Origin of the sequence: Algoriphagus sp. CAU 1675, from assembly GCF_029222925.1 — a bacterium.
GTDB lineage: Bacteria > Bacteroidota > Bacteroidia > Cytophagales > Cyclobacteriaceae > Algoriphagus.
The window spans coordinates 85,939-108,809 of the sequence record NZ_JARHUI010000005.1; the positions used below are offsets into that span (position 1 = coordinate 85,939).

Consider the following 22,871-nt stretch of genomic DNA (forward strand, 5'->3'; position numbering starts at 1 on the left):
CCTAATTAAAATCTAAAGTGTGAGAATGCCTTGTTAGCTTCTGCCATTCTGTGGGTATCATCTTTTTTCTTCACAGCTGCTCCTTCTCCTTTGGAAGCTGCGATGATTTCACCAGCAAGTCTGTCCATCATGGTCTTCTCACCTCTTTTACGAGCATAGGTGATCATCCACTTGATTCCAAGGGCCATCTTTCTCTCTGGTCTGACTTCCATTGGAACTTGGAATGTAGCACCACCAACTCTACGACTCTTCACCTCTACGGATGGAGCAATATTGTTAAGCGCTTTTTTCCAAACCTCAAGACCATTCTCACCCACCTTAGATTCTACTTTTTCTATCGCATCGTAGAAAATGGTGTAAGCAATACTCTTCTTCCCGTCGTACATCAGACTGTTTACAAACTTAGTCACCAAGGTATCGTTGAACTTGGGATCAGGAAGAATATATCTCTTCTTTGGTTTCGCTTTTCTCATTTCTTCTTAAATGTTTTTGATTACTTTTTGGCTGCAGCAGCCTTCGGTCTTTTAGCACCGTACTTGGAGCGACCTTGTTTTCTGTCTTTCACTCCGGCAGTATCCAATGCACCTCGGATGATGTGATATCTTACACCTGGCAAGTCCTTCACACGACCACCTCTGATCAATACGATAGAGTGTTCCTGCAAATTGTGACCTTCACCCGGAATGTAAGCATTCACTTCTTTTCCATTTGTCAATCTCACCCTGGCCACTTTTCTCATCGCTGAGTTTGGCTTTTTAGGGGTCGTAGTGTACACTCTGGTACAAACCCCTCTTCGCTGAGGACAAGCGTCCAAAGCTCTTGATTTAGATTTGGTTTCCAGTGTGGTTCTACCTTTTCTTACTAACTGTTGAATAGTAGGCATTAACTGATAAAATTTAGTTTTCCCGTAAACTGTTAAATTTTGGACTGCAAAGGTAAACAAAGTAATAAGACGAACAAAATTAAGCAGTTATATTTTTGTTAGGCTTCACCGGGAGTTCCGAAGCTAATTGGAAACTGAGGAGCTCCATCATTTTGGTTGATTTTTCCGAATGCCGCCTCATACTTTTCAATATTATCCTTTAATGCAGCAAGTAGTCTTTTTGCATGATCAGGAGTCACAATAATCCGCGATTTCACCTTGGCCTTGGGTACACCAGGCATTAAGCGGATAAAATCAATTACAAATTCAGAGTTGGAATGAGCGATCATCGCCAAGTTTGAATAAACTCCTTCCGCAACCTCTTCCGACAACTCCACATTGATCTGTTGATTGGGTTTGTTTTTTCCGTCTTCCATTTTACATATAGATTAAAAAAGGCCTGTAGGGATACAGGCCTTTTGGTTTTTATTTAACTCAAGATTAGAGAATCGCTTCGCTAGACTTTTTACTTACTCTGTCCATGTTTTCAGAAAGCTTGTCGTATTCTTCTTGAGATCCAACGATCAGATTCTGGAATCTTCTCTGACCTGTACCGGCCGGGATCAAGTGTCCTACGATTACGTTTTCTTTCAATCCAAGCAATTCATCACGCTTACCTCGGATCGCTGCCTCAGAAAGTACTTTGGTAGTTTCCTGGAAGGAAGCTGCTGAAATAAAGCTTTCAGTACCCAAAGATGCTGCTGTGATACCCTGAAGGGTTGGCTTAGAAACCGCAGTTTCTGCGTCTCTCACCTGAACAAGTTTCAGATCTTTTCGCTTCAGACTGGAGTTTTCATCTCTCAATCTTCTAGCTGAAATGATCATACCAGGCTTCAAAGTAGTGGAATCTCCTGCGTCCATGACAACTTTCTTATCCAGGATGTTGTCATTTTCCTCACGGAATGCCCACTTATCAACCACTTGTCCTTGCAAGAATCCAGTATCACCTGCATCCAGGATTTCAACTTTCTGCATCATTTGGCTGACAATCACCTCGATGTGCTTATCGTTGATCTTCACACCCTGAAGTCTATATACTTCCTGGATTTCATTCACCAAATACTCCTGAACAGCGGTTGGTCCCTTGATAGCAAGGATGTCGTTTGGAGTGATAGCTCCATCGGACAATGGCTCACCTGCACGGATGAAGTCATTTTCCTGAACCAGGATATGCTTGGAAAGAGATACCATGTACTTTTTGATCACACCATCTTTAGACTCGATGATGATCTCTCTGTTACCTCTCTTGATACCGCCATAGGATACTACACCATCAATTTCAGAAACAACAGCCGGGTTGGATGGGTTTCTGGCCTCGAACAATTCAGTTACCCTTGGAAGACCACCGGTAATATCTCTTGTCTTACCAACAGATCTTGGGATTTTAACAAGGATTTGTCCGGATTTCACTTTATCTCCAACTTCGACAGCCAAGTGAGCTCCTACTGGAATATTGTATGCCTTGGACTCTCCTCCGTAGTTTACAATAATTGCAGGGTTCTTGGTTCTATCCTTGGTTTCGATGATAACTTTTTCACGGAATCCTGTTTGATCATCCGCTACCTCTTTATATGTGATACCCTCAACTATAGATTCGAATACTACCTCACCGTCAAATTCGGAAAGGATCACAGCGTTGTATGGATCCCAAGTACAAAGTGAATCGTTCTTGGCAATCTTCTGACCGTTTTTCACATTCAACAAAGCACCATATGGTACGTGGTTGGATACTAGGGTTTTTCCGGATTTTGGATCATTGATTTTGATTTCACCGGATCTTCCCATCACAACAGTTACTGGCTCACCTTCCTTATTGGTGGTCTCGATGAATCTCAATTCCTCTTCAAACTCAACAACACCTTCAAATTTCGCATTGATACTTGCCTCAACGGAAATGTTGGATGCAGTACCACCTACGTGGAACGTTCTCAAAGTAAGCTGGGTACCTGGTTCACCAATAGACTGAGCTGCGATTACACCTACAGACTCACCTGCTTGTACCATTTTACCGGTAGCCAGGTTACGTCCATAACATTTCGCACATACACCTCTTCTGGTCTCACAGGTCAATACAGATCTGATTTCGATTTCTTCGATTGCTGATTCATCCACCTTCTTGGCAACTTCATCATCAATTTCAACACCCGCTTCGATAATCAATTCATCAGTAATAGGATCATATACATCATGTACAGATACTCGGCCTAGGATTCTTTCAGAAAGTGGCTCAACTATTTCATCGTTGTCTTTCAATGGTTGAACAACCAGGCCTCTCAAAGTACCACAATCCTCCTCGGTTACGATCATGTCCTGAGCTACGTCTACCAAACGACGAGTCAAGTATCCCGCATCGGCAGTTTTCAAAGCGGTATCTGCAAGACCTTTACGTGCACCGTGTGTAGAGATAAAGTACTCCAATACGTCTAGACCTTCTTTAAAGTTGGAAAGGATTGGGTTTTCGATGATCTCACCTACTGAACCTTGCAAGTTTTTCTGAGGCTTAGCCATCAGACCTCTCATACCACCCAACTGACGGATCTGCTCTCTAGAACCACGGGCTCCTGAGTGCATCATCATGTAGATCGCATTGAATCCTTGCTTATCCTCTTCCATCTTCTTCATCAAATTGTTAGTAAGATGAGAGTTGGTTCGAGTCCAGATATCGATTACTTGGTTGTATCGTTCGTTGTCCGTGATCAAACCCATTAGGTAGTTGTTCCAAACTTGGTCAACTTCCTCTTTGGCCTTCTCGATCATTGGTTCTTTTTCTTCCGGGATGATTACATCATTTAGCCCCATAGAAAGACCGCCTCTATAGGCCATCTGGAATCCAAGGTGCTTGATGTCATCCAAGAACTGAGCTGTTCGAGCGATACCACAAATCTTAACTACCTCAGCAATGATCTGCTGCAGTTTTTTCTTAGTCAAAAGCTCGTTTACGTAACCAACTTCTTCAGGAACGAACTGGTTGAAGATCAATCGACCCGCAACTGTTTCAATGATCTGATTTTTGATCTCACCTTCCGGAGTCCTCACATTCACCCTACACTTGATATGTGCATGCTGTGAGATTTGTCCTTCGTTAAGTGCAATAATAACTTCCTCTGTACTGTAGAAAGTCATTCCTTCTCCAGGAACTGGTTCTTCTGGAGTGGATTTTTTACCCTTGGTTACATAATAAAGTCCCAATACCATGTCTTGAGAAGGTACAGTAATCGGTGCACCGTTCGCTGGGTTTAGGATATTATGAGCAGAAAGCATCAAAGTAGAAGCTTCCAAGATTGCTTCATGACCAAGTGGAACGTGAACCGCCATCTGGTCACCGTCAAAGTCGGCGTTGAATGCGGTACAAACCAATGGGTGAAGCTGAATAGCTTTTCCTTCGATCAGTTTTGGCTGGAATGCCTGGATACCCAATCTGTGAAGAGTTGGGGCACGGTTTAGGAGAACAGGGTGTCCTTTCAAAACGTTTTCCAAAATATCCCAAACCACTGGATCCTTACGATCAACAATTTTCTTAGCAGACTTTACGGTCTTTACAATGCCTCTTTCGATCAGTTTTCTGATGATAAATGGCTTGAAAAGCTCAGCCGCCATATTTTTAGGAAGACCACACTCGTGAAGCTTCAATTCTGGACCAACTACGATTACAGATCGACCGGAATAATCCACACGCTTACCGAGCAAGTTTTGACGGAAACGGCCTTGCTTACCTTTCAACATATCAGAAAGAGACTTCAAAGCACGGTTACCATCAGATCTTACCGCATTTACTTTTCTGGAGTTGTCGAAAAGTGAATCTACAGCTTCCTGTAGCATACGCTTCTCGTTTCTCAAAATCACCTCAGGAGCTTTGATATCGATCAATCTCTTCAGACGGTTATTTCTGATAATCACCCTTCTGTAGAGGTCATTCAAATCGGAAGTAGCGAAACGACCACCATCCAAAGGAACCAATGGGCGCAATTCCGGTGGAATCACAGGAACCATGCGAACGACCATCCACTCAGGGCGGTTTTCGATACGGGTTCTTGCATCACGGAACGCTTCTACAACTTTCAGTCGCTTCAAGGCTTCTGCTTTACGCTGCTGAGAAGTATCGGTTGCTGCTTGGTGACGAAGAGAATAAGAAAGATCATCCAAATCCAATCTTGCCAACAACATCTCCAATGCCTCTGCACCCATTTTGGCGATGAATTTATTAGGATCTTCATCATCCAACATGTGGTTTTCCTTAGGAAGCTTGTCCATGATATCCAGGTACTCGTCCTCAGTCAAGAAATCCAGATACTGAACTCCTTCCTCTGCTTTGATACCTGCCTGAACAACCACATAGCGCTCATAATACACGATCTGATCCAGCTTCTTGGTTGGAAGACCCAGAAGATAACCGATTTTGTTTGGAAGAGACTTAAAGTACCAAATATGTGCAACAGGTACCACCAATTCGATGTGTCCCATACGCTCACGACGTACTTTTTTCTCAGTCACCTCAACCCCGCATCGGTCACAGATAATGCCTTTATATCTGATTCGCTTGTATTTTCCACAATGACATTCCCAATCCTTTACTGGACCAAAGATTCTCTCGCAGAACAACCCGCCCATTTCAGGCTTGTAGGTTCTGTAGTTGATGGTCTCTGGCTGGGTTACTTCACCATTGGAGCTATCCAGAATAGATTCTGGAGAAGCCAAGCTGATAGTAACTCGGGAAAAATCGTTGTTGAGTTTTTTATTTTTTCTAAACGACATAATGTTTTGAGATATGTTCAGGGCGGTTGCCCGCCCCATGAGCCAAATTAATCCAGGGTAATTTCAAGAGCCAAACCTCTCAACTCGTGAACCAATACATTGAATGATTCAGGGATGTTAGGCTTAGGAAGGTTTTCACCCTTCACGATCGCTTCATAAGCTTTCGCTCTACCGATTACGTCATCAGACTTCACAGTCAGGATTTCTTGAAGTACGTGAGATGCACCGAACGCTTCCAGTGCCCACACTTCCATTTCTCCGAAACGCTGACCACCAAACTGTGCCTTACCACCCAACGGCTGCTGAGTAATTAGTGAGTATGGACCGATAGAACGGGCGTGCATCTTATCATCAACCAAGTGCCCCAGTTTCAACATGTAGGCAATACCCACAGTTACTGGCTGGTCAAATCTTACACCAGACAATCCATCATACAAGTAAGTACGGCCATATGGAGGTAGACCAGCTGCTTCCAACTCGGCAGAAACTTCTTCCATGGATGCTCCATCGAAAATTGGAGTGGCATATTTCTTACCAAGCTTTTGTCCAGCCCAAGCTAATACAGTTTCGAAGATCTGTCCGATGTTCATTCGAGAAGGTACACCCAGTGGGTTCAATACGATATCCATTGGAGTTCCATCTTCCAAGAACGGCATGTCTTCGTCTCTTACGATTCTTGCCACGATACCTTTGTTACCGTGACGACCCGCCATCTTATCACCTACCTTCAGCTTACGCTTCTTAGCAATGTAAACTTTGGCAAGTTGAACGATTCCAGCTGGCAATTCATCACCAACTTCAAGTGTGAATCTATCTCTTTTGAACAAGCCGCTGATTTCATTTCTGGAGTTGGTGTAGTTTTTAACCAACTGTACAATCAATGAATTGATATGCTGATCATCAGTCCAGTCATCCAAAATGATGTCAGAAATCAAGTTAGCCTCTTCAGGAACATTGTAGTTAGACTCGTCTCTGTAAGGGTTTTTGGCCGGGAACAGGTTATTCTCGATATTCTTCTGGTTGAACTTCACTCCTTTGCTGATGATTTCATCACCAAACTTGTGCTTCACACCCTGAGAAGTTTTGCCATCCAGCAAAGTCACCAACTTGTTGATCATTCTGGCACGGATTGCCAATAGATCTTTGGAATACTTAGCCTTCAGCTTTTCAACCTCAGCCTTGGCTTTGGCTCTGTTATCCTTATCCTTTTTAGGTCTTGAGAATAGCTTGGTTTCTATAACCACCCCATTTAGAGATGGAGAAGCTTTCAAAGAAGCATCTTTTACGTCACCGGCTTTATCACCAAAGATCGCTCTAAGGAGCTTTTCTTCAGGAGTAGGATCAGTTTCACCTTTTGGTGTGATCTTACCGATAATAATATCCCCTTCTTTAACTTCAGCACCAATACTGATGATACCGTTTTCGTCCAAGTGCTTTACAGCATCCTCGGAAACGTTCGGGATTTCAGAAGTCAGTTCTTCCTCACCACGCTTAGTATCCCTAACCTCAAGCTGGAATTCTTCTACGTGGATAGAAGTAAAGATATCTTCTCTTACTACTCTTTCAGAAATTACAATCGCATCCTCGAAGTTATATCCCTGCCAAGGCATGTAAGCTACTCTAAGGTTTTTACCCAAGGCAAGCTCACCGTTGTTGGTAGAATAACCCTCAACCAATACCTGACCTTTTTCAACCTTCTCTCCTTTCAACACCAAAGGAGTCAGATTGATAGTTGTATCCTGGTTGGTTCTTCTGAATTTGATCAGATCATAAGTTTTGTATTCGTCAGTAAAGTTTACCAACAACTCATCATCAGTAAGGTCATATTTGATTATGATTTTCTTAGCATCAACATAATCAACCACACCATTTGCTTCAGCAATAATCAAGGATCTGGAATCTCTTGCAGCTTTACCTTCTAGGCCTGTGCCCACGATAGGGGCTTCAGCTTTCAACAAAGGCACAGCCTGACGTTGCATGTTGGATCCCATCAAGGCACGGTTCGCATCATCATGCTCCAAGAAAGGAATCAAAGAAGCAGCAACCGATACAATCTGGTTAGGAGCAACGTCCATATAACTGATTTCTGAAGGCTCCAATACAGGGAAATCACCTTCATATCTTGCTTTAACCCGGTCATTGACAAAAGCACCCTTTTCATCCAAAGGAGCGTTTGCCTGGGCAATATTGTGGTTATCTTCTTCCTCTGCTGTTAGGAATACTATGTCCTCAGAATCCATTCCCACTTTCCCATCCTTCACTTTTCTATAAGGAGTTTCAAGGAATCCCATTGAATTCACTTTCGCATGAACACAAAGAGAGGAAATCAAACCAATGTTTGGACCTTCTGGAGTTTCAATGGTACATAGACGACCATAATGGGTATAGTGAACGTCACGTACTTCAAAACCTGCTCTTTCTCTAGAAAGACCACCTGGACCCAAAGCAGAAAGTCTTCTTTTGTGGGTCAACTCAGCCAATGGGTTGGTTTGATCCATGAACTGAGAAAGCTGGTTTGTACCAAAGAAGGAGTTGATCACAGAAGAAAGCGTACGGGCATTGATCAAATCGACTGGTTTGAAGTCTTCATTGTCACGTACGTTCATTCGTTCACGGATGGTTCTGGCCATTCTAGCCAAACCTACTCCAAACTGGCTATATAGCTGTTCACCAACTGTACGAACTCGTCTGTTAGAAAGGTGATCGATATCATCGACAACAGCTTTAGAATTGATCAAACCGATTAGGTACTTCACAATGGAGATGATATCCTCCTTAGTCAAGACAATCTTCTCGGCCTCAATATCCAATCCAAGTTTTTTGTTGATTCTATAGCGTCCAACTTCACCCAAATCATAACGTTTATCGGAGAAGAACAAACTATGAATTACCTCACGAGCAGTAGCTTCATCAGGTGCCTCAGTATTTCTCAACTGACGGTAGATCACCTCAACAGCTTCTTTTTCGGAGTTTGAATTATCTTTTTGAAGGGTATTATAGATAATGGAATAATCGGCAATATTCACATCTTCTCTATGGAGAATAATGCTCTTAGAACCAGAATCCAAGATCATTTCAATATCCTCATCGGTCAAAACGGTATCACGTTCAAGCAATACTTCGTTTCGGTCAATTGACACTACTTCACCGGTATCCTCGTCAACGAAGTCTTCTACCCAGGTTCTTAAAACCCTTGCAGCCAACTTCCTACCTGCAGCTTTCTTAAGAGCGGTTTTGGTAGCGGATACTTCCTCGGAAAGACCGAACAAGTCCAGGATATCTTTGTCAGAACCATAACCAATCGCCCTCAAAAGGGTAGTAACAGGGAATTTTTTCTTTCGGTCAATATAGGCATACATGACATTGTTGATGTCAGTAGCAAATTCGATCCAAGACCCTTTGAAAGGAATAATCCTAGCTGAATAAAGCTTGGTACCGTTAGTGTGCTTACTTTGAGCAAAAAATACGCCTGGTGACCTGTGCAACTGGGATACAATGACACGCTCGGCACCATTGATCACAAAGGAACCCTTTTCAGTCATGTAGGGCAAATTACCCAAGAAGACTTCTTGTTCTATGGTTTCAAAATCCTCATTGTCCTCATCATGACAAAGCAATCTCAATTTTGCTTTTAAAGGAACGGAGTAGGTCAAACCACGATCGATACATTCGCCCACACTATATTTTGGAGGGTCTACTGCATAATCGATGAACTCCAAAGTGAAATTTTCTCTGGAATCGGAGATCGGAAAATTCTCAGAAAACACTTTGAATAATCCGTCTGCCCGGCGCTTCTCAGCAGGAGTATCCAACTGGAAAAAGTCTTTGAAAGACTGCAGCTGAATATCGAGAAAATCCGGATAGTCTTTGACCACCTTAATGGAGGAGAAACTTTTCCTTACGGTTTGATTCTTGATAGCCAAGGTAGTGTATGTTTATAGTGATATTGAATAACGAAATGCGACAAATTTCGCTTAGAATAATGCAATTTTTTACCTGAGCATAAACAGGAAAAGACCTGACTAGATTAGTCAGGTCTTAGGAGCTAAACCTAAACCCTGGGGTTACGATTTAGCAAATTATTTAATCTCTACTTCAGCACCAGCTTCTTCCAGAGACTTCTTCAAGCCTTCAGCTTCGTCCTTAGCAACACCTTCTTTCAAGGCCTTAGGAGCGCTGTCAACCAAATCTTTTGCTTCTTTCAAGCCAAGACCAGTTAATTCTTTAACAAGTTTTACTACTGCTAGCTTCTGAGCACCAGCGGCTTTCAAAACCACGTCAAAAGAAGTCTTCTCTTCTTCAGCAGCACCAGCGTCAGCACCACCAGCAGCAGGACCTGCAACAGCTACTGCAGCAGCAGCTGGCTCGATTCCGTACTGATCCTTCAAGATATCTGTCAATTCTTTAACTTCTTTTACAGTCAAGTTAACCAACTGATCTGCAAGTTGTGTAAGATCTGCCATTGTATTATAAATTTAGATTTTTCGTTTTTTTTAAAATGATTTGAGTAATTATTTTTCTTCTCTGTCCTCAAGGGCTTTAAGCACACCAGTGATGTTGTTTTGACCACTTTGCAAAGCAGAGATAAGGTTCATAGTAGGAGACTGTAGCAATCCCAAAAGATCGCCAAGCAATTCCTGCTTAGACTTAAGATTAGACAACATTTCAAGATTTGCTTCCCCGATGAAGATATCGGAATCAATGGAAGCTCCTTTAAATACTGGTCTAGTTTCTTTTTTACCTTTTTTCTTTCTGAAATCCAGCAAAACCTTTGCTGGAAGATTACTTGTCTCCTTGGAGAAAATAATTCCAGAGAATCCTTTCAATGTTTCATCAGAAAGCTTGGAAAAATCTGCATCCAGATTTTCCAATGCCTTTTTGATCAAGGTGTTTTTATATACCTTGTATTCCACACCCTTCTCAAAACAGGTCCTTCTGAAATCATTTACTTCTGCCACAGAAAATCCACCTGCATTAGTAATGTAGAAGAAAGGGTTTTCTCTAAATTTCTCGGTAAGACCGTCGATTATTTCTTTCTTTTCGTCTCTAGTCATGATTAAATACCTTGAATACTACCCTTGTCTACTGCAATTCCAGGAGACATTGTGCTGGATATATGAATACTCTTAAAATACGTTCCTTTAGAAGAAGAAGGCTTCAGTTTGGAAATAGTAAGGATTAATTCCTTTACGTTTTCCTGAATTTTTTCAGGGGAGAAAGAAACCTTACCTACGCTGGCATGGATAATTCCAAATTTATCAACTTTGAAATCGATCTTACCTGCTTTCACTTCCTTAACTGCTTTACCTACCTCTAGGGTAACAGTGCCAGATTTAGGGTTTGGCATCAGACCTCTTGGACCCAATACTCTACCCAATCTACCTACCTTAGCCATTACGTTTGGCATGGTGATAATGACATCAATGTCAGTCCACCCACCTTCGATTTTGGCGATGTAGTCATCCAAACCCACATAGTCAGCGCCAGCCTCAGTTGCTTCTGCTACTTTATCAGGAGTGCAAAGAACCAATACTTTGATATCTTTACCGGTACCATGAGGAAGGGCTACAACCCCTCTTACCATTTGATCTGCCTTACGAGGATCGACGCCCAAACGAACGTCCACATCCACAGAGGCATCAAACTTGGTCATGGTGATTTCCTTGACGATAGAAGAAGCTTCCTCGAGAGAGTACACTTGGCTTGGGTCGTACTTAGAAAGAGCTTCTTTTTGCTTTTTTGTTAACTTAGCCATAGTTGTTTATTTATACTTCCCAAGGGGCTTTACCAGATACTGTGATTCCCATGCTTCGTGCAGTACCAGCAACCATTTTCATTGCTGATTCAACTTTGAAGGCATTCAGGTCAGGCATTTTAACCTCAGCGATCTCTCTAACTTGATCCCAGGTAACAGAACCAACCTTTTTACGGTTAGGCTCAGCAGAACCACTTTTTAATTTCGCCGCCTCAAGCAACATATTTGCTGCAGGAGGAGTTTTTACTACGAAATCAAAAGATTTGTCAGAGTAGATCGTAATCAATACTGGCAACGTTTGGCCCATTTTGTCTTGGGTACGCGCATTGTATTGCTTACAAAACTCCATAATGTTCAGACCCTTGGAACCAAGAGCTGGACCTACTGGAGGTGACGGGTTTGCCTGGCCACCTTTCACTTGCAGTTTTAAATAACCAGTGATTTCCTTAGCCATTGCTTAGTCTTGTTTTTCTACTTGTATAAAGTTTAATTCAACAGGAGTATTTCGGCCGAAGATCTTGACCATAACATTCAATTTCTTCTTCTCCTCAAATATCTCCTCGATTGTTCCGGTAAATCCACTGAAAGGACCGTCCATTACCTTCACGGTCTCTCCGACTATAAATGGTGTCTCAAGTTTCTCGGCAAACTCATCAATCTCTTCAACCTTACCTAAAATACGGTTGACTTCTGATTGGCGTAACGGTTCAGGGGTTTTGGAAGCTCCCCCTTGGTTTGATCCAAGAAATCCGATAACTCCCGGAATGCTTGTTATTACGTGATTGGCCTCCCCATTGGAAAGATCCGCATGCACCAAAACGTATCCAGGAAAGAAGTTTCTTTCACGAACACGCTTTTTGCCATTACGCATCTCATATACCTTCTCAGAAGGGATCAGCACTTCAGGAATAAATTCATCAAGCTTTTGTCTGTAAATCTCGTTTTCCAGATAAGTCTTGGTCTTCTTTTCCTGTCCTGCTACTACTCTGAGTACGTACCACTTATGTTCAGCCATTCTGTAATGTCAATTCAATTAGAATAAATCATAAAACCATGTCATGATGTTTTCGAATCCAAGATCTACTGCACCGATAAACAAGGCAAAGATCAGAGAGGCTACCAACACCAACACTGCACTATTCTGAAGGAATGAAAACTTAGGCCAGGTGACCTTGTTTTTCATCTCATCATAAGATTCTAGGACAAAGTTTTTTAGATTCATAGTGTAATACTTACTGGCACGGGCAGAGAGATTCGAACTCCCATCAACGGTTTTGGAGACCGCTATTCTGCCATTGAACTATGCCCGTGTGAATGAACGCCCCGCTAATGGGAACGCAAAATTAGATATTGATGACTTAAGAAACAAATGCGATCCCAAAAAATAATTTAGGATCGCATTGTCAATAAGAAATCAGGTGTGATTAGTCAAGGATTTCAGTTACCTGACCAGCACCTACGGTTCTACCACCTTCACGGATAGCGAAACGAAGACCTTTTTCCAAAGCTACTGCAGAAAGCAAAGTAACTTCAATAGTCACGTTATCACCTGGCATAACCATTTCAACGTTTTCTGGAAGTTTGATCTCACCAGTTACGTCAGTTGTTCTCAGGTAGAACTGTGGTCTATATTTGTTGAAGAATGGAGTGTGACGACCACCTTCTTCTTTTGAAAGTACGTAAACTTCAGCTTTGAAGTGAGCGTGAGGCTTAACAGATCCTGGCTTACAGATGATCATACCACGCTTGATTTGAGATTTTTCGATACCTCTCAACAACAAACCTACGTTGTCACCAGCTTCACCTCTGTCAAGAATCTTACGGAACATCTCAACACCAGTTACTGTAGACTTCAAGCCTTCAGCACCCATACCGATGATATCTACAGGGTCACCAGAGTTGATTACACCTCTTTCGATTCTACCAGTAGCAACAGTACCACGACCAGTGATAGAGAATACGTCTTCAACAGGCATCAAGAAATCCTTGTCGATCAAACGCTCAGGAAGTGGAATGTAGCTATCAACAGCATTCATCAATTCCATTACAGTTTCAACCCACTTCTCTTCGCCATTCAAAGCTCCAAGTGCAGAACCTGCAATAACAGGGATGTTGTCACCGTCGAACTCATAGAAAGAAAGCAATTCTCTCACTTCCATTTCAACAAGCTCCAACAATTCAGGGTCGTCTACCATGTCCACTTTGTTCAAGAAAACAACAAGTGCAGGTACACCTACCTGACGAGCCAAAAGGATGTGCTCTCTAGTTTGTGGCATTGGTCCGTCAGTAGCAGCTACTACAAGAATAGCACCGTCCATCTGAGCAGCACCAGTTACCATGTTTTTAACGTAGTCAGCGTGACCTGGACAGTCTACGTGAGCGTAGTGTCTTGATTCAGTCTGATATTCTACGTGAGAAGTATTGATGGTAATACCTCTTTCTTTTTCTTCCGGAGCGTTATCGATGGAAGAAAAATCTCTTAGTTCAGAAAGACCTTTTTTAGCCAATACGGTAGTAATGGCGGCAGTCAATGTAGTTTTGCCATGGTCTACGTGTCCAATCGTACCGATGTTAACGTGCGGCTTGGAACGGTCGAATGTTGCTTTTGCCATGCGTGAAAATCCTCAGTTTAAGTTAAAGATATGTTTAGATTAATTTTTAAAGCCGATATGAGCCAACGACGGGATTTGAACCCGTGACCCCTTCCTTACCAAGGAAGTACTCTACCCCTGAGCTACGTCGGCTTAATACCCGATGCTTTCCCGTAGAAAAGCATAGAGCGGGAGACGAGGCTCGAACCCGCGACCTGCAGCTTGGAAGGCTGCCGCTCTACCAACTGAGCTACTCCCGCTTTTGATCCGGCATTGCCGAATATTTTTCGCCCTGCAAAACTAGAAAAAAATTTTACAATCAGGCAATTTATGTGGGGGAAACAGGATTCGAACCTGTGAAGACATAAGTCAACGGATTTACAGTCCGTCCCAGTTGGCCGCTTTGGTATTCCCCCAACTTTGTTATGATTTTGAGCTCAGAAGCACTGACCTCTCTGTCGTAACGGATGGCAAAATTATAGGCTTTTCTGAAAGATTCAAAACAAGGATTTTATTTTTGGAAATATTTTATCCCTCATTCACTCAATCAATTCAAAATCAAGACATTAATTTTCATCCTCGAGTGCCTGAAGGAAATATTCGAAATAGGCTTTTAGCTCTTCATCCTGTTCTCTATCCACCAGTACCCTGATTTCCCTGACCACAGCCTCATCGTCAACAAAACCCATCAGGGCCTGAAATGCTCCCAAACGAATGAAGTTTTGACCACTTTCCCTTAATTTATCCAACAAAAAAGAAACGGCTTCCTGTCTTCCTTCATCAGGAAATCTCACAAAGTATTCCCCATAGTAGCCCAGAAAGTAATATAAACCTTCCCCTCCAAGCTGTTGAACTTTCTGCCGAAACCAAGAACCCTTACCAGGAATCATCTGCCCAAGATAAAAATCTGCCACTGGCACCACTATCCTAAAATTATTGTCCTCTGCAAATCTTTCCATGAACTTTTCATCCACGCTATTTTCCGGAGAACTTATTAGCCCCATCAAAGCTGAACTCGAAATGAGGTAGGAGGAATCATTGGCATACCTTAAAAATGCTCCGTGATACTTGGAAGGATCAAATGTCGCCAAAGCATCAATGGCACCGGCCCGAACGGAATTCTTGGGGTCACTTTCTGCCATTTCAAATACCTGTTCTTCAAGCTCGGGATGATCTGTCAACCATTCGGAATGGCTTTGAACCAAGATTAGCGCTGACTCCCGCACAGACCAAAAAGGATCTCTTAATGCCTGAGGGATAATTTCCAACAAGGCTTCATTAGCCCCCCAACTCTCCAAACTATCCAAAGCCTCATATCTCGCCACCCCGAGTTGGGACTCGTTAAATTGCCTTAGCATGGATTCCGGGTTTGGATCCATATGCTTTTTGATCAATAAATCTTTTCCCTCATCCAAATAAACCTGTGTCACAGGGGCTTTATTTTCAAGAGCGAACTGCTGGAATGCCCTGTCCAAAGTCAAATACTTACTTTTTCTTTCTCCGTTTTCATACCAACTCACTTCAAAAGGGATCCTGTATAAAGGGCTATTGCTGAGATCCTGCATCTGATAAGCGGTAATGAGTATGTTTTCAGGCATTGAATAATCCACCTCAAAACGAAGTTCAGGATGCCCCTTGTCTAAATACCATTGATTGAAAAACCAGTTTAAATCTTCTCCGCTCACCTTTTCCATGGCCAGCCTTAATTGATGCACCTCAACTGACTCAAAAGCATAAGATTTTAAATACAGGTTCAATGCGGAAAAGAAAATCTCATCTCCCAGATACTTTCTCAGCATGTGGAGTATTACACCTCCTTTGGCATAGCTATGAGAATCAAACATATCTTCCGCGTCTTCGTACTGAAACCGGACCAAATCGACCTGTTTACTTCTTGCTTCTTGGAAATAGGTTTCCATTTCAGTCACTAGCTTCAATTTTGCCTCATCCAAGCCATACTTGTGCTCATTCCACAGATATTCGCTATAGTTGGCAAATCCTTCATTCAAAGTAAGATTAGCCCAAGACTCCGTGGTCACATAATCCCCAAACCATTGATGAAAAAGCTCATGGGCTATGATATAGTCCCATTCCGAGTCAATCGCCTCCCGCTCATTCAATCTCAACTCTTCCATAAAAATAGAAGCCGTGGTATTTTCCATTGCTCCAGATACAAAGTCCCGCACGACGATTTGATCATATTTGGGCCATGGGAACTTCACACCAAGCAGATCTGAAAAATACCCCATCATTTCGGGAGTGTGTTTAAATACTATTTCTGCTCCTTTTTCAAATCCTTTTTCTACATAATAACCAAGTGGAATCCCTTCATATTCCGCTTCCACCTTTCCAAAATCCCCTATCGCCAATGCTGCCAAATAAGGCGCATGTGGCAATTTCATTTCCCAGTGATCCCTCCGCATCCCATCTCCCAATTTTTCCTGGAGCATCAACTCTCCATTGCTGATCGAAACCATGCTGTCCGGAACTGTCAACTTAATTAACTGGGTAAAGCGCTCATTCGGCTGGTCTATGGTAGGAAACCATTTAGAGTTGTGATTGGTCTCCCCCTGTGTCCAAATCATGGTTGGCTTATAGGGATCTTCATCCAAGGGGTCAATAAAATACAGACCTTTCGTATCGGTGATTGCCTCACTACCCGAACCGGAATTCCTGTCTGGATAAGCCACATAATTTATTTCGAGCAAAAAAGTATCCTCTGCAGTAAAGGTCTGTGGCAAATAAACAGTGAGGAGCTTTTCATCATATCGGTAACCGGCTTTAGTACTTCTCCCCCCATATTCCACAGAAATTTGTGACAAGTCAAAATCCTTGGCATCCAAAACCACTTCCCGCTGCGGCTTAACATATGGCTTCATTTTTATTCTTGCCTTCCCCAAAACCGCACTTTTCTCAAAGTCAAAACTCAAGTCAAGCTCTGTATGAAGAATGTCTATCTTCCGCGTAGCCGAGGCTTTATAATTGGTTAATTCAGACTGCTTTTCCATGATCTGAGCGATCAGTTGAACTGAATCAGGCAGAGACTCCTGCTCAGTAGCAACGCTTTCCCTTTCCTTTGAGGGAAGAGATTCAGGGGATTTACAAGCCAAGGCCAGCCAGGATATCAAAAAAAACCTGATGCTGATTTGCAAAATATTCTTTGGCATAGTGATCATTTGTCTCATATTTGAAATAGGAAAAGCACAGTCAAAATTGGAGGTGCTGAGTTTGAAGCGACAAATTAGCAGGAATGTTTTCAGTAATTATTCAAGAAAAGGCCTATTCGGTCGAAAAAACCGACAAAGACATCCGGGTCAATGATAAGACTTTGGATTGGGATTTGAAATGGGTCAGTGACAGAAAAATCCATTTGATCCAAAACAACAAATCCATTGAGGCCGAACTGATTTCACTGGACAAGGAGACCAAAACCATTCAAATCAAGCTGAACAACAAGGTTTCTGAACTTCAGATCAAAGACCGGTTTGACCTGCTTTTAGAAGAGCTTGGAATGGACAATGCTAGCCAAGGCACTATTCAGGATATCAAAGCTCCCATGCCGGGACTCATTTTGGATTTAAAAGTGAAGCCCGGAGACACTGTACAAAAGGGGGATGTGGTATTAATCCTAGAGGCTATGAAAATGGAGAATATCATAAAGGCTCCCGGGGACGGTGTAGTGAAAGAGGTGAAGGTTTCTCTAAAGCAAAGTGTAGAAAAAAACCAGGTACTCATCCAATTTTGAAAATTGCCTAGTAATCTGGACTGAACAAATTATATTTGTCCGGTCTTTTTGGCCAGCATTTCCGAAAATCGCATTTCTGCAAAATTTTAAACGAATGAAATACAAAAGAATCCTCCTCAAACTCAGCGGAGAAGCATTGATGGGCGACAAGAGTTATGGCATTGACCCCAACAGGCTTCAACAATACGCCCAAGAAATCCACAAAGTCAAAGACATGGGCGTTGAAATCGCCATTGTAATTGGAGGGGGGAACATTTTCAGGGGAGTACAGGCCGAAAAATCCGGAATTGACAGAGTGCAAGGGGACTATATGGGAATGCTTGCTACCTTGATCAATGCCATGGCCCTTCAAAGCGCCCTTGAACAAACCGGTCTTTACACCCGATTGATGTCCGGTATCAAAATTGAAAGTGTCTGCGAACCTTTTATCCGTAGGAGAGCGATCAGACATTTGGAAAAAGGAAGGATTGTTATTTTTGGCGCAGGAATAGGCAACCCTTATTTTACAACAGACTCCACGGCCAGTTTAAGGGCTATTGAAATAGAGGCTGACGTAGTTCTTAAAGGAACCAGAGTGGACGGAGTTTACACAGCAGACCCAGAAAAAGACAAAACCGCAACAAAATACCATTCCATTTCCTTCAGCGAAGTGTATGAGAAGAACCTCAATGTCATGGATATGACCGCCTTTACACTTTGCCAAGAAAACAATCTTCCTATAATTGTATTTGATATGAACAAAGCCGGTAATCTCAGCAAGCTCGTTCAGGGCGAAGAAATCGGCACATTGATCAGCTCACTTTAAGATTAAAAATCATGCAAGAAGAGATAGAACTATACCTTGATGAAGCAAAAGAACTGATGCAGAAAGCGGTGGATCATACCAGTGCCGAGCTTTTGAAAATCAGAGCAGGTAAAGCCATGCCTAATATCCTGGATGGAATCCTAGTCCAATATTATGGTGCTCCCACCCCTTTGAATCAAGTTTCCTCGGTCACTACCCCTGACGCCAGAACTTTGGCCATCAAGCCGTTTGAAAGAACTCTTATTTCGGAAATCGAAAAAGCAATTATCAATTCTGACTTGGGTCTTGCTCCTCAAAACAATGGAGAAGTCATTATTCTGACAATTCCAACCCTCACCGAAGAGCGGAGAATATCACTGGTAAAGCAGGCAAAACACGAATGTGAAAACGGAAAAATATCCGTTAGAACTATAAGAAAGGACACCAACGATTCTTTGAAAAAGCTCCAGAAAGAAGGTGCTTCGGAAGATGATGTGAAAAGAGCTGAGGACAAAGTTCAGAAACTAACCGATCTTTATTCTACTAAAATTGATGAACTGCTAGTCAAAAAAGAAGCAGACATTATGAAGGTCTGAAATCCTTGACTCATTTATTGCAGAGACTGCTACAACTTTAAGTGGCAGTCTCTTTTTTTTGTTGAGCCCACCCCTATTCCGAGAATCCTTCAATTGTTACTTTGAATGAGAGCAGCAAAGGGATAGAAGAAAATAATCACACTTAGACATTCATTTCCCCGCTATGTATGACTTGAACAAAATGTATAAAACAGAATTTTCTTTGTTTAAAATTGAGGTAAATAAGTGAACTGAAAAAGTAACAACAAAAAGTATATAAGACTTTTTACTCCATTTAATAAACACTCTTTATAGATGTAAAACACCTCCTACCTCTACCCAAAAACACTAATTTGCTTCGAAACAAACCGCCCTCCCAATCCCGATCTTTTCATCAAATCAGAATTAGTGAATTAATTTTAGTAAAAAAAGATACTTATTTAAATTTTTTAAAAATGTATTTCAAGGCTTTGACACGCTACTTTAGAGAAAGATCACAATTTTCATATTTTTAATAAAAATGTGATTTTTTTATTTTTCATAAAATGAAATCGTTTTCCATTAATTTTTTTTTAGGTAAAAAGCGGTTTTTATTACAAATTATTAAAATATACTTTATTCTGTTAAAATAAGTTTTTTTAACAATCTAAGCAGTCAATAGTTGTCAATTGCAAAATTAAAATTAAAGAATCACTTTAGGTTCGAAATTAAGTACTCATACCTATTTCGCTTTTTTCAAAAACAAAAAACCCTATGAGAAATTATTTACAACAACTTAAGTCATTGATGCTGGTGATGGCGCTCATTTTAGGAGCGACACTAGTAGCCAATGCCCAAAGTAGAACCATCACGGGAACTGTCCTAGATGCTTCCTTTGGAGACCCTGTACCAGGTGCCACTGTATTAATTAAAGGCACAACAAGAGGCGTTGCAACTGATTTGGATGGTAAATTTACCCTCGATATCCAGTCAGGCGATCAGATCCTGGTCGTTTCATTCGTTGGCTACCTCACTCAAGAAGTAGAAATCGGAAACCAAAGCACGATTACGATCAGTTTGGAAGAAGATATCCAGAGTTTGGAGGAAGCTGTGGTTATCGGTTATGGTTCTCAGGACAAAAAAGAAATCACCTCCGCTGTAGTAGGGGTAAAACCTGAGGACTTCAACCGTGGTAACGTTTCTAACCCTGCTCAATTACTTCAGGGTAAAGTTGCAGGTCTTTCTATTACTCGTCCGGGAGGTAACCCAAATGCAGGATTTAATATCCGCTTGAGAGGTCTTTCCACCTTTGGTGCCAATTCTTCTCCACTGATTGTATTGGACGGAGTGATTGGTGCATCTTTGGAAAACGTCGATCCAAATGATATTCAATCCATCGACGTGTTGAAAGATGGTTCTGCTGCAGCAATTTATGGTGCTAGAGGTTCTTCAGGTGTAATTTTGATTACCACCACCAAAAAAGGTAGCAAAGATGGAAGAGCAGAAGTTAGCATCAATTCATTTGGTACCCTAGACAAAGCTGTTAACTTAATCCCTGTTCTTTCTGCTGAGGAATTCATTGCTCGCGGCGGAACAGATTTTGGAAGTGAAACAGATTGGAGAAAAGAGCTAATCAGGGATGCATATTCTCATACAACGAATGCGAGTGTATCAGGTGGTTTTAATAATACCAACTACATGGCATCTGTTAATTATCGTAACAATAACGGGATTGTAAAGGGGTCCTCTAATGAGAGACTGAATACACGTATCAATCTTTCCCAAGGTGCTTTGGATAATAAGTTACGGTTCAATGTCAATTTGTCTTTTTCAACAGTTGAGGCAAATTCTGTAAATGATGCGGCATTTAGATATGCCACTATTTACAACCCTACTGCTCCAATTTTTGAAAATACTGAAGATGCGAATCAGCGATTTGGAGGCTACTTCCAGCGCGATCTTTTTGACTTCTTCAATCCGGTTGCATTGATTAATCAGCAAAAATTCCTCAATGAGATTAAAACTGCATTGACTTCTTATCGTGTGGAATATGACATCTTACCAGCCTTGACCTTATCCGCACAATATTCTGAAGACAGAAGAAATGAACTAATTGGAGGTTTTTGGTCAAGACAGGATTTCCAAGTCGGCTTCGGTGCAAGAGGATCTGCTGAGCGAATCACCAATGATCGTATGCAAAGAATCTTTGAATCAACCCTTCGATATGAAGTTGACTTATTTGACGGATTGAATCTAGCCCTATTGGGTGGTGTTGGTACTCAGACTACCAAAAACCAAGGGTTCGGCGCTCGTTCAAGACAATTCCTTTTTGATACAGGATGGGATAACTTGGGCGCTGGTGCCCTTCGAATCGGTAACTTTACCAACATGTATTCTTACGCCAATCAGGATCAATTGAACTCTGTATTTGGTCGTGCGAATTTCAACTACAACAACTTCCTGTTCTTCTCCGCATCTGTAAGAGCTGAGACATATTCAGGTTTTGGTCCAGAAAATCAGACGGGTGTCTTCCCAGCGTTCTCCGTGGGCTCTGACTTCACTCAGATTTTCGATATGGGCGTATTCTCCCAATTCAAGCCAAGAGTTTCTTATGGTGTAACTGGTAACCTTCCTCCATCTCCAACCCTTGCTTTGGGTGTGTTCGGAAACGGAAACCGAATTGACTTGGATGGTGATCCACTAAGTACTGATGACATCTATGTGGGTATCGTTCAAAACTCCAACCCAAATAGATTTTTGAAGTGGGAGACTAAGAAAGAATTCAACGCAGGTGTGGACTTTGGTATTTGGGACAACAAAGTGACGGGAAGTATGGACTACTACACCAGAAACATCTCTGACCTCCTATTTAATGTACCTGTAGGCGGTGGACCAAACATCTTCGATCCAGGACGATTCAACACGGTCGGAAGTACTTGGGTAAACCTAGCAGATTTGAGAAATGCAGGTTTTGAATTTGCAGCCTCTGTCAACGGATTGAATCTGGGTGAGGTGGTTTGGACACCTACCGGTAACTTTACCATCTATCAAAGGACTCAAATCCAAAGTTTATCGGCTTCAGGACTTGGGTTTGATGAATTACGATTTGCTACTCCAGGATCTCCAGGACAAAACAACAACCCAATCATCTACAACCGTGTAGGTGAAACTTTGGGTGACATTTATGGACCAAGACTTTTGGGAATTTCTGAAGGAGGTGAATACATCCTTTCTACTACGAATCCAGACGAGTTTGAGAGACTAGGAAATGGTCTTCCAAAAGGCGAGTTTGGTTTTGCCAACAGCTTTGCTTGGAGACAATTCACTTTAAACTTCTTCTTGAGAGGTGTTTGGGGTCATGATCTCTACAACTCTTACAGAGGATTCTATGAAAATGCTGATGGAGCTTCTGTGACTTGGAACTCTGTAAATACAGAGAAAACTCCTAACAATCCGGCAGTAACATCAACTCCAACCTTCAACAGTTCGTATGTAGAAAACGCAAGTTTTGTCAGACTGGATAACATGGAGTTAGGTTATAATTTCAAGACCAATTCACCAAATATTGGTTCTTTTAGAGTGTACTTCGCTGCGCAAAATCTCTTCACCATCACAAATTATACTGGCATCGATCCTGAAGCAAGAGTTACTGACGCAGAAAACGGTGATGGCTTCACAACTGCGCTTTCTCCAGGTATCGAGCGAAGAAATACATACTTCCAAACACGTTCCTTTACATTAGGACTCACTTTGAACTTCAAATAATCA

17 protein-coding genes and 4 tRNA genes are annotated in these 22,871 nt (G+C 41.9%); 4 read left to right on the forward strand and 17 right to left on the reverse strand.

The genetic code is table 11. From position 1 onward, the window contains the following. Window positions 1–5 precede the first annotated feature (5 nt). The 17 genes from rpsG to P2G54_RS12790 all read right to left on the reverse strand — a co-directional run bounded on the left by rpsG (window position 6) and on the right by P2G54_RS12790 (window position 17,196). On the reverse strand, window positions 6–473 hold the full coding sequence (gene rpsG, locus P2G54_RS12710; protein WP_275871711.1) for a 30S ribosomal protein S7: 468 nt from the start codon (window positions 471–473) through the stop codon (window positions 6–8). Window positions 474–493: 20 nt separating this feature from the next. Next, complete coding sequence (gene rpsL, locus P2G54_RS12715; protein ID WP_009034221.1) at window positions 494–883, reverse strand: 30S ribosomal protein S12; 390 nt, start codon at window positions 881–883, stop codon at window positions 494–496. Between the two features lie 98 nt (window positions 884–981). Beyond that, window positions 982–1,299, reverse strand: a complete 318-nt coding sequence (locus P2G54_RS12720; RefSeq protein ID WP_275871713.1) for a DUF3467 domain-containing protein — start codon at window positions 1,297–1,299, stop codon at window positions 982–984. A 64-nt stretch (window positions 1,300–1,363) separates the two neighbouring features. Further along, window positions 1,364–5,674, reverse strand: a complete 4,311-nt coding sequence (gene rpoC, locus P2G54_RS12725) for a DNA-directed RNA polymerase subunit beta' (RefSeq protein WP_275871715.1) — start codon at window positions 5,672–5,674, stop codon at window positions 1,364–1,366. Window positions 5,675–5,721: 47 nt separating this feature from the next. Continuing rightward, a complete protein-coding gene (rpoB, locus tag P2G54_RS12730) occupies window positions 5,722–9,597 on the reverse strand; it encodes a DNA-directed RNA polymerase subunit beta (RefSeq protein ID WP_275871716.1) in 3,876 nt (1,291 codons plus the stop codon). Window positions 9,598–9,753: 156 nt separating this feature from the next. Next, window positions 9,754–10,137, reverse strand: a complete 384-nt coding sequence (gene rplL / locus P2G54_RS12735; RefSeq protein ID WP_275871718.1) for a 50S ribosomal protein L7/L12 — start codon at window positions 10,135–10,137, stop codon at window positions 9,754–9,756. Window positions 10,138–10,185: 48 nt separating this feature from the next. Next, window positions 10,186–10,728, reverse strand: a complete 543-nt coding sequence (gene rplJ, locus P2G54_RS12740; protein ID WP_275871720.1) for a 50S ribosomal protein L10 — start codon at window positions 10,726–10,728, stop codon at window positions 10,186–10,188. Between the two features lie 2 nt (window positions 10,729–10,730). After that, window positions 10,731–11,429 (reverse strand): 50S ribosomal protein L1, encoded by a 699-nt coding sequence (gene rplA, locus P2G54_RS12745; RefSeq protein WP_275871722.1) that lies wholly within the window; start codon window positions 11,427–11,429, stop codon window positions 10,731–10,733. 10 nt (window positions 11,430–11,439) lie between these two features. Next, a complete protein-coding gene (gene rplK, locus P2G54_RS12750; RefSeq protein WP_275871724.1) occupies window positions 11,440–11,883 on the reverse strand; it encodes a 50S ribosomal protein L11 in 444 nt (147 codons plus the stop codon). 3 nt (window positions 11,884–11,886) lie between these two features. Continuing rightward, on the reverse strand, window positions 11,887–12,444 hold the full coding sequence (gene nusG, locus P2G54_RS12755) for a transcription termination/antitermination protein NusG (RefSeq protein WP_275871726.1): 558 nt from the start codon (window positions 12,442–12,444) through the stop codon (window positions 11,887–11,889). An 18-nt stretch (window positions 12,445–12,462) separates the two neighbouring features. Beyond that, window positions 12,463–12,651: a preprotein translocase subunit SecE gene (gene secE, locus P2G54_RS12760; RefSeq protein ID WP_206570947.1), complete on the reverse strand. Its 189-nt coding sequence runs from the start codon at window positions 12,649–12,651 to the stop codon at window positions 12,463–12,465. Window positions 12,652–12,665: 14 nt separating this feature from the next. Further along, window positions 12,666–12,739: transfer RNA gene (locus P2G54_RS12765), tRNA-Trp, on the reverse strand. Window positions 12,740–12,853: 114 nt separating this feature from the next. Next, window positions 12,854–14,041: an elongation factor Tu gene (tuf, locus tag P2G54_RS12770; protein WP_275871729.1), complete on the reverse strand. Its 1,188-nt coding sequence runs from the start codon at window positions 14,039–14,041 to the stop codon at window positions 12,854–12,856. Window positions 14,042–14,101: 60 nt separating this feature from the next. Further along, window positions 14,102–14,173, reverse strand: a tRNA-Thr gene (locus P2G54_RS12775). A gap of 34 nt (window positions 14,174–14,207) precedes the next feature. After that, window positions 14,208–14,280, reverse strand: a tRNA-Gly gene (locus P2G54_RS12780). A gap of 73 nt (window positions 14,281–14,353) precedes the next feature. Next, window positions 14,354–14,436 (reverse strand) — tRNA-Tyr (locus P2G54_RS12785). A 150-nt stretch (window positions 14,437–14,586) separates the two neighbouring features. Further along, window positions 14,587–17,196 (reverse strand): M1 family metallopeptidase, encoded by a 2,610-nt coding sequence (locus tag P2G54_RS12790; protein ID WP_275871731.1) that lies wholly within the window; start codon window positions 17,194–17,196, stop codon window positions 14,587–14,589. A gap of 74 nt (window positions 17,197–17,270) precedes the next feature. On the opposite strand from P2G54_RS12790, the gene P2G54_RS12795 reads away from it, so the two are divergent. The 4 genes from P2G54_RS12795 (at window position 17,271) to P2G54_RS12810 (ending at window position 22,868) form a co-directional block, all read left to right on the forward strand. Further along, on the forward strand, window positions 17,271–17,765 hold the full coding sequence (locus P2G54_RS12795; protein WP_275871733.1) for a biotin/lipoyl-containing protein: 495 nt from the start codon (window positions 17,271–17,273) through the stop codon (window positions 17,763–17,765). 94 nt (window positions 17,766–17,859) lie between these two features. Beyond that, the gene (pyrH, locus tag P2G54_RS12800; RefSeq protein WP_275871735.1) at window positions 17,860–18,570 is read left to right on the forward strand and encodes a UMP kinase; all 711 of its coding nucleotides are present in this window, start codon (window positions 17,860–17,862) and stop codon (window positions 18,568–18,570) included. Window positions 18,571–18,581: 11 nt separating this feature from the next. Beyond that, entirely contained in the window at window positions 18,582–19,145 is a 564-nt protein-coding gene (frr, locus tag P2G54_RS12805) for a ribosome recycling factor (RefSeq protein ID WP_275871737.1), read from the forward strand. 732 nt (window positions 19,146–19,877) lie between these two features. Further along, window positions 19,878–22,868 (forward strand): SusC/RagA family TonB-linked outer membrane protein, encoded by a 2,991-nt coding sequence (locus tag P2G54_RS12810; RefSeq protein ID WP_275871739.1) that lies wholly within the window; start codon window positions 19,878–19,880, stop codon window positions 22,866–22,868. The last annotated feature ends 3 nt before the right edge of the window (window positions 22,869–22,871 follow it).

What these genes read in the sequence shown, in the direction of transcription:
- rpsG (WP_275871711.1), bottom strand. Translation starts at nt 473, where the DNA reads ATGAGAAAAGCGAAACCAAAGAAGAGATATATTCTTCCTGATCCCAAG.
- rpsL (WP_009034221.1), bottom strand. Translation starts at nt 883, where the DNA reads ATGCCTACTATTCAACAGTTAGTAAGAAAAGGTAGAACCACACTGGAA.
- P2G54_RS12720 (WP_275871713.1), bottom strand. Translation starts at nt 1,299, where the DNA reads ATGGAAGACGGAAAAAACAAACCCAATCAACAGATCAATGTGGAGTTG.
- rpoC (WP_275871715.1), bottom strand. Translation starts at nt 5,674, where the DNA reads ATGTCGTTTAGAAAAAATAAAAAACTCAACAACGATTTTTCCCGAGTT.
- rplL (WP_275871718.1), bottom strand. Translation starts at nt 10,137, where the DNA reads ATGGCAGATCTTACACAACTTGCAGATCAGTTGGTTAACTTGACTGTA.
- rplJ (WP_275871720.1), bottom strand. Translation starts at nt 10,728, where the DNA reads ATGACTAGAGACGAAAAGAAAGAAATAATCGACGGTCTTACCGAGAAA.
- rplA (WP_275871722.1), bottom strand. Translation starts at nt 11,429, where the DNA reads ATGGCTAAGTTAACAAAAAAGCAAAAAGAAGCTCTTTCTAAGTACGAC.
- rplK (WP_275871724.1), bottom strand. Translation starts at nt 11,883, where the DNA reads ATGGCTAAGGAAATCACTGGTTATTTAAAACTGCAAGTGAAAGGTGGC.
- nusG (WP_275871726.1), bottom strand. Translation starts at nt 12,444, where the DNA reads ATGGCTGAACATAAGTGGTACGTACTCAGAGTAGTAGCAGGACAGGAA.
- secE (WP_206570947.1), bottom strand. Translation starts at nt 12,651, where the DNA reads ATGAATCTAAAAAACTTTGTCCTAGAATCTTATGATGAGATGAAAAAC.
- tuf (WP_275871729.1), bottom strand. Translation starts at nt 14,041, where the DNA reads ATGGCAAAAGCAACATTCGACCGTTCCAAGCCGCACGTTAACATCGGT.
- P2G54_RS12790 (WP_275871731.1), bottom strand. Translation starts at nt 17,196, where the DNA reads ATGATCACTATGCCAAAGAATATTTTGCAAATCAGCATCAGGTTTTTT.
- P2G54_RS12795 (WP_275871733.1), top strand. Translation starts at nt 17,271, where the DNA reads ATGTTTTCAGTAATTATTCAAGAAAAGGCCTATTCGGTCGAAAAAACC.
- pyrH (WP_275871735.1), top strand. Translation starts at nt 17,860, where the DNA reads ATGAAATACAAAAGAATCCTCCTCAAACTCAGCGGAGAAGCATTGATG.
- frr (WP_275871737.1), top strand. Translation starts at nt 18,582, where the DNA reads ATGCAAGAAGAGATAGAACTATACCTTGATGAAGCAAAAGAACTGATG.
- P2G54_RS12810 (WP_275871739.1), top strand. Translation starts at nt 19,878, where the DNA reads ATGAGAAATTATTTACAACAACTTAAGTCATTGATGCTGGTGATGGCG.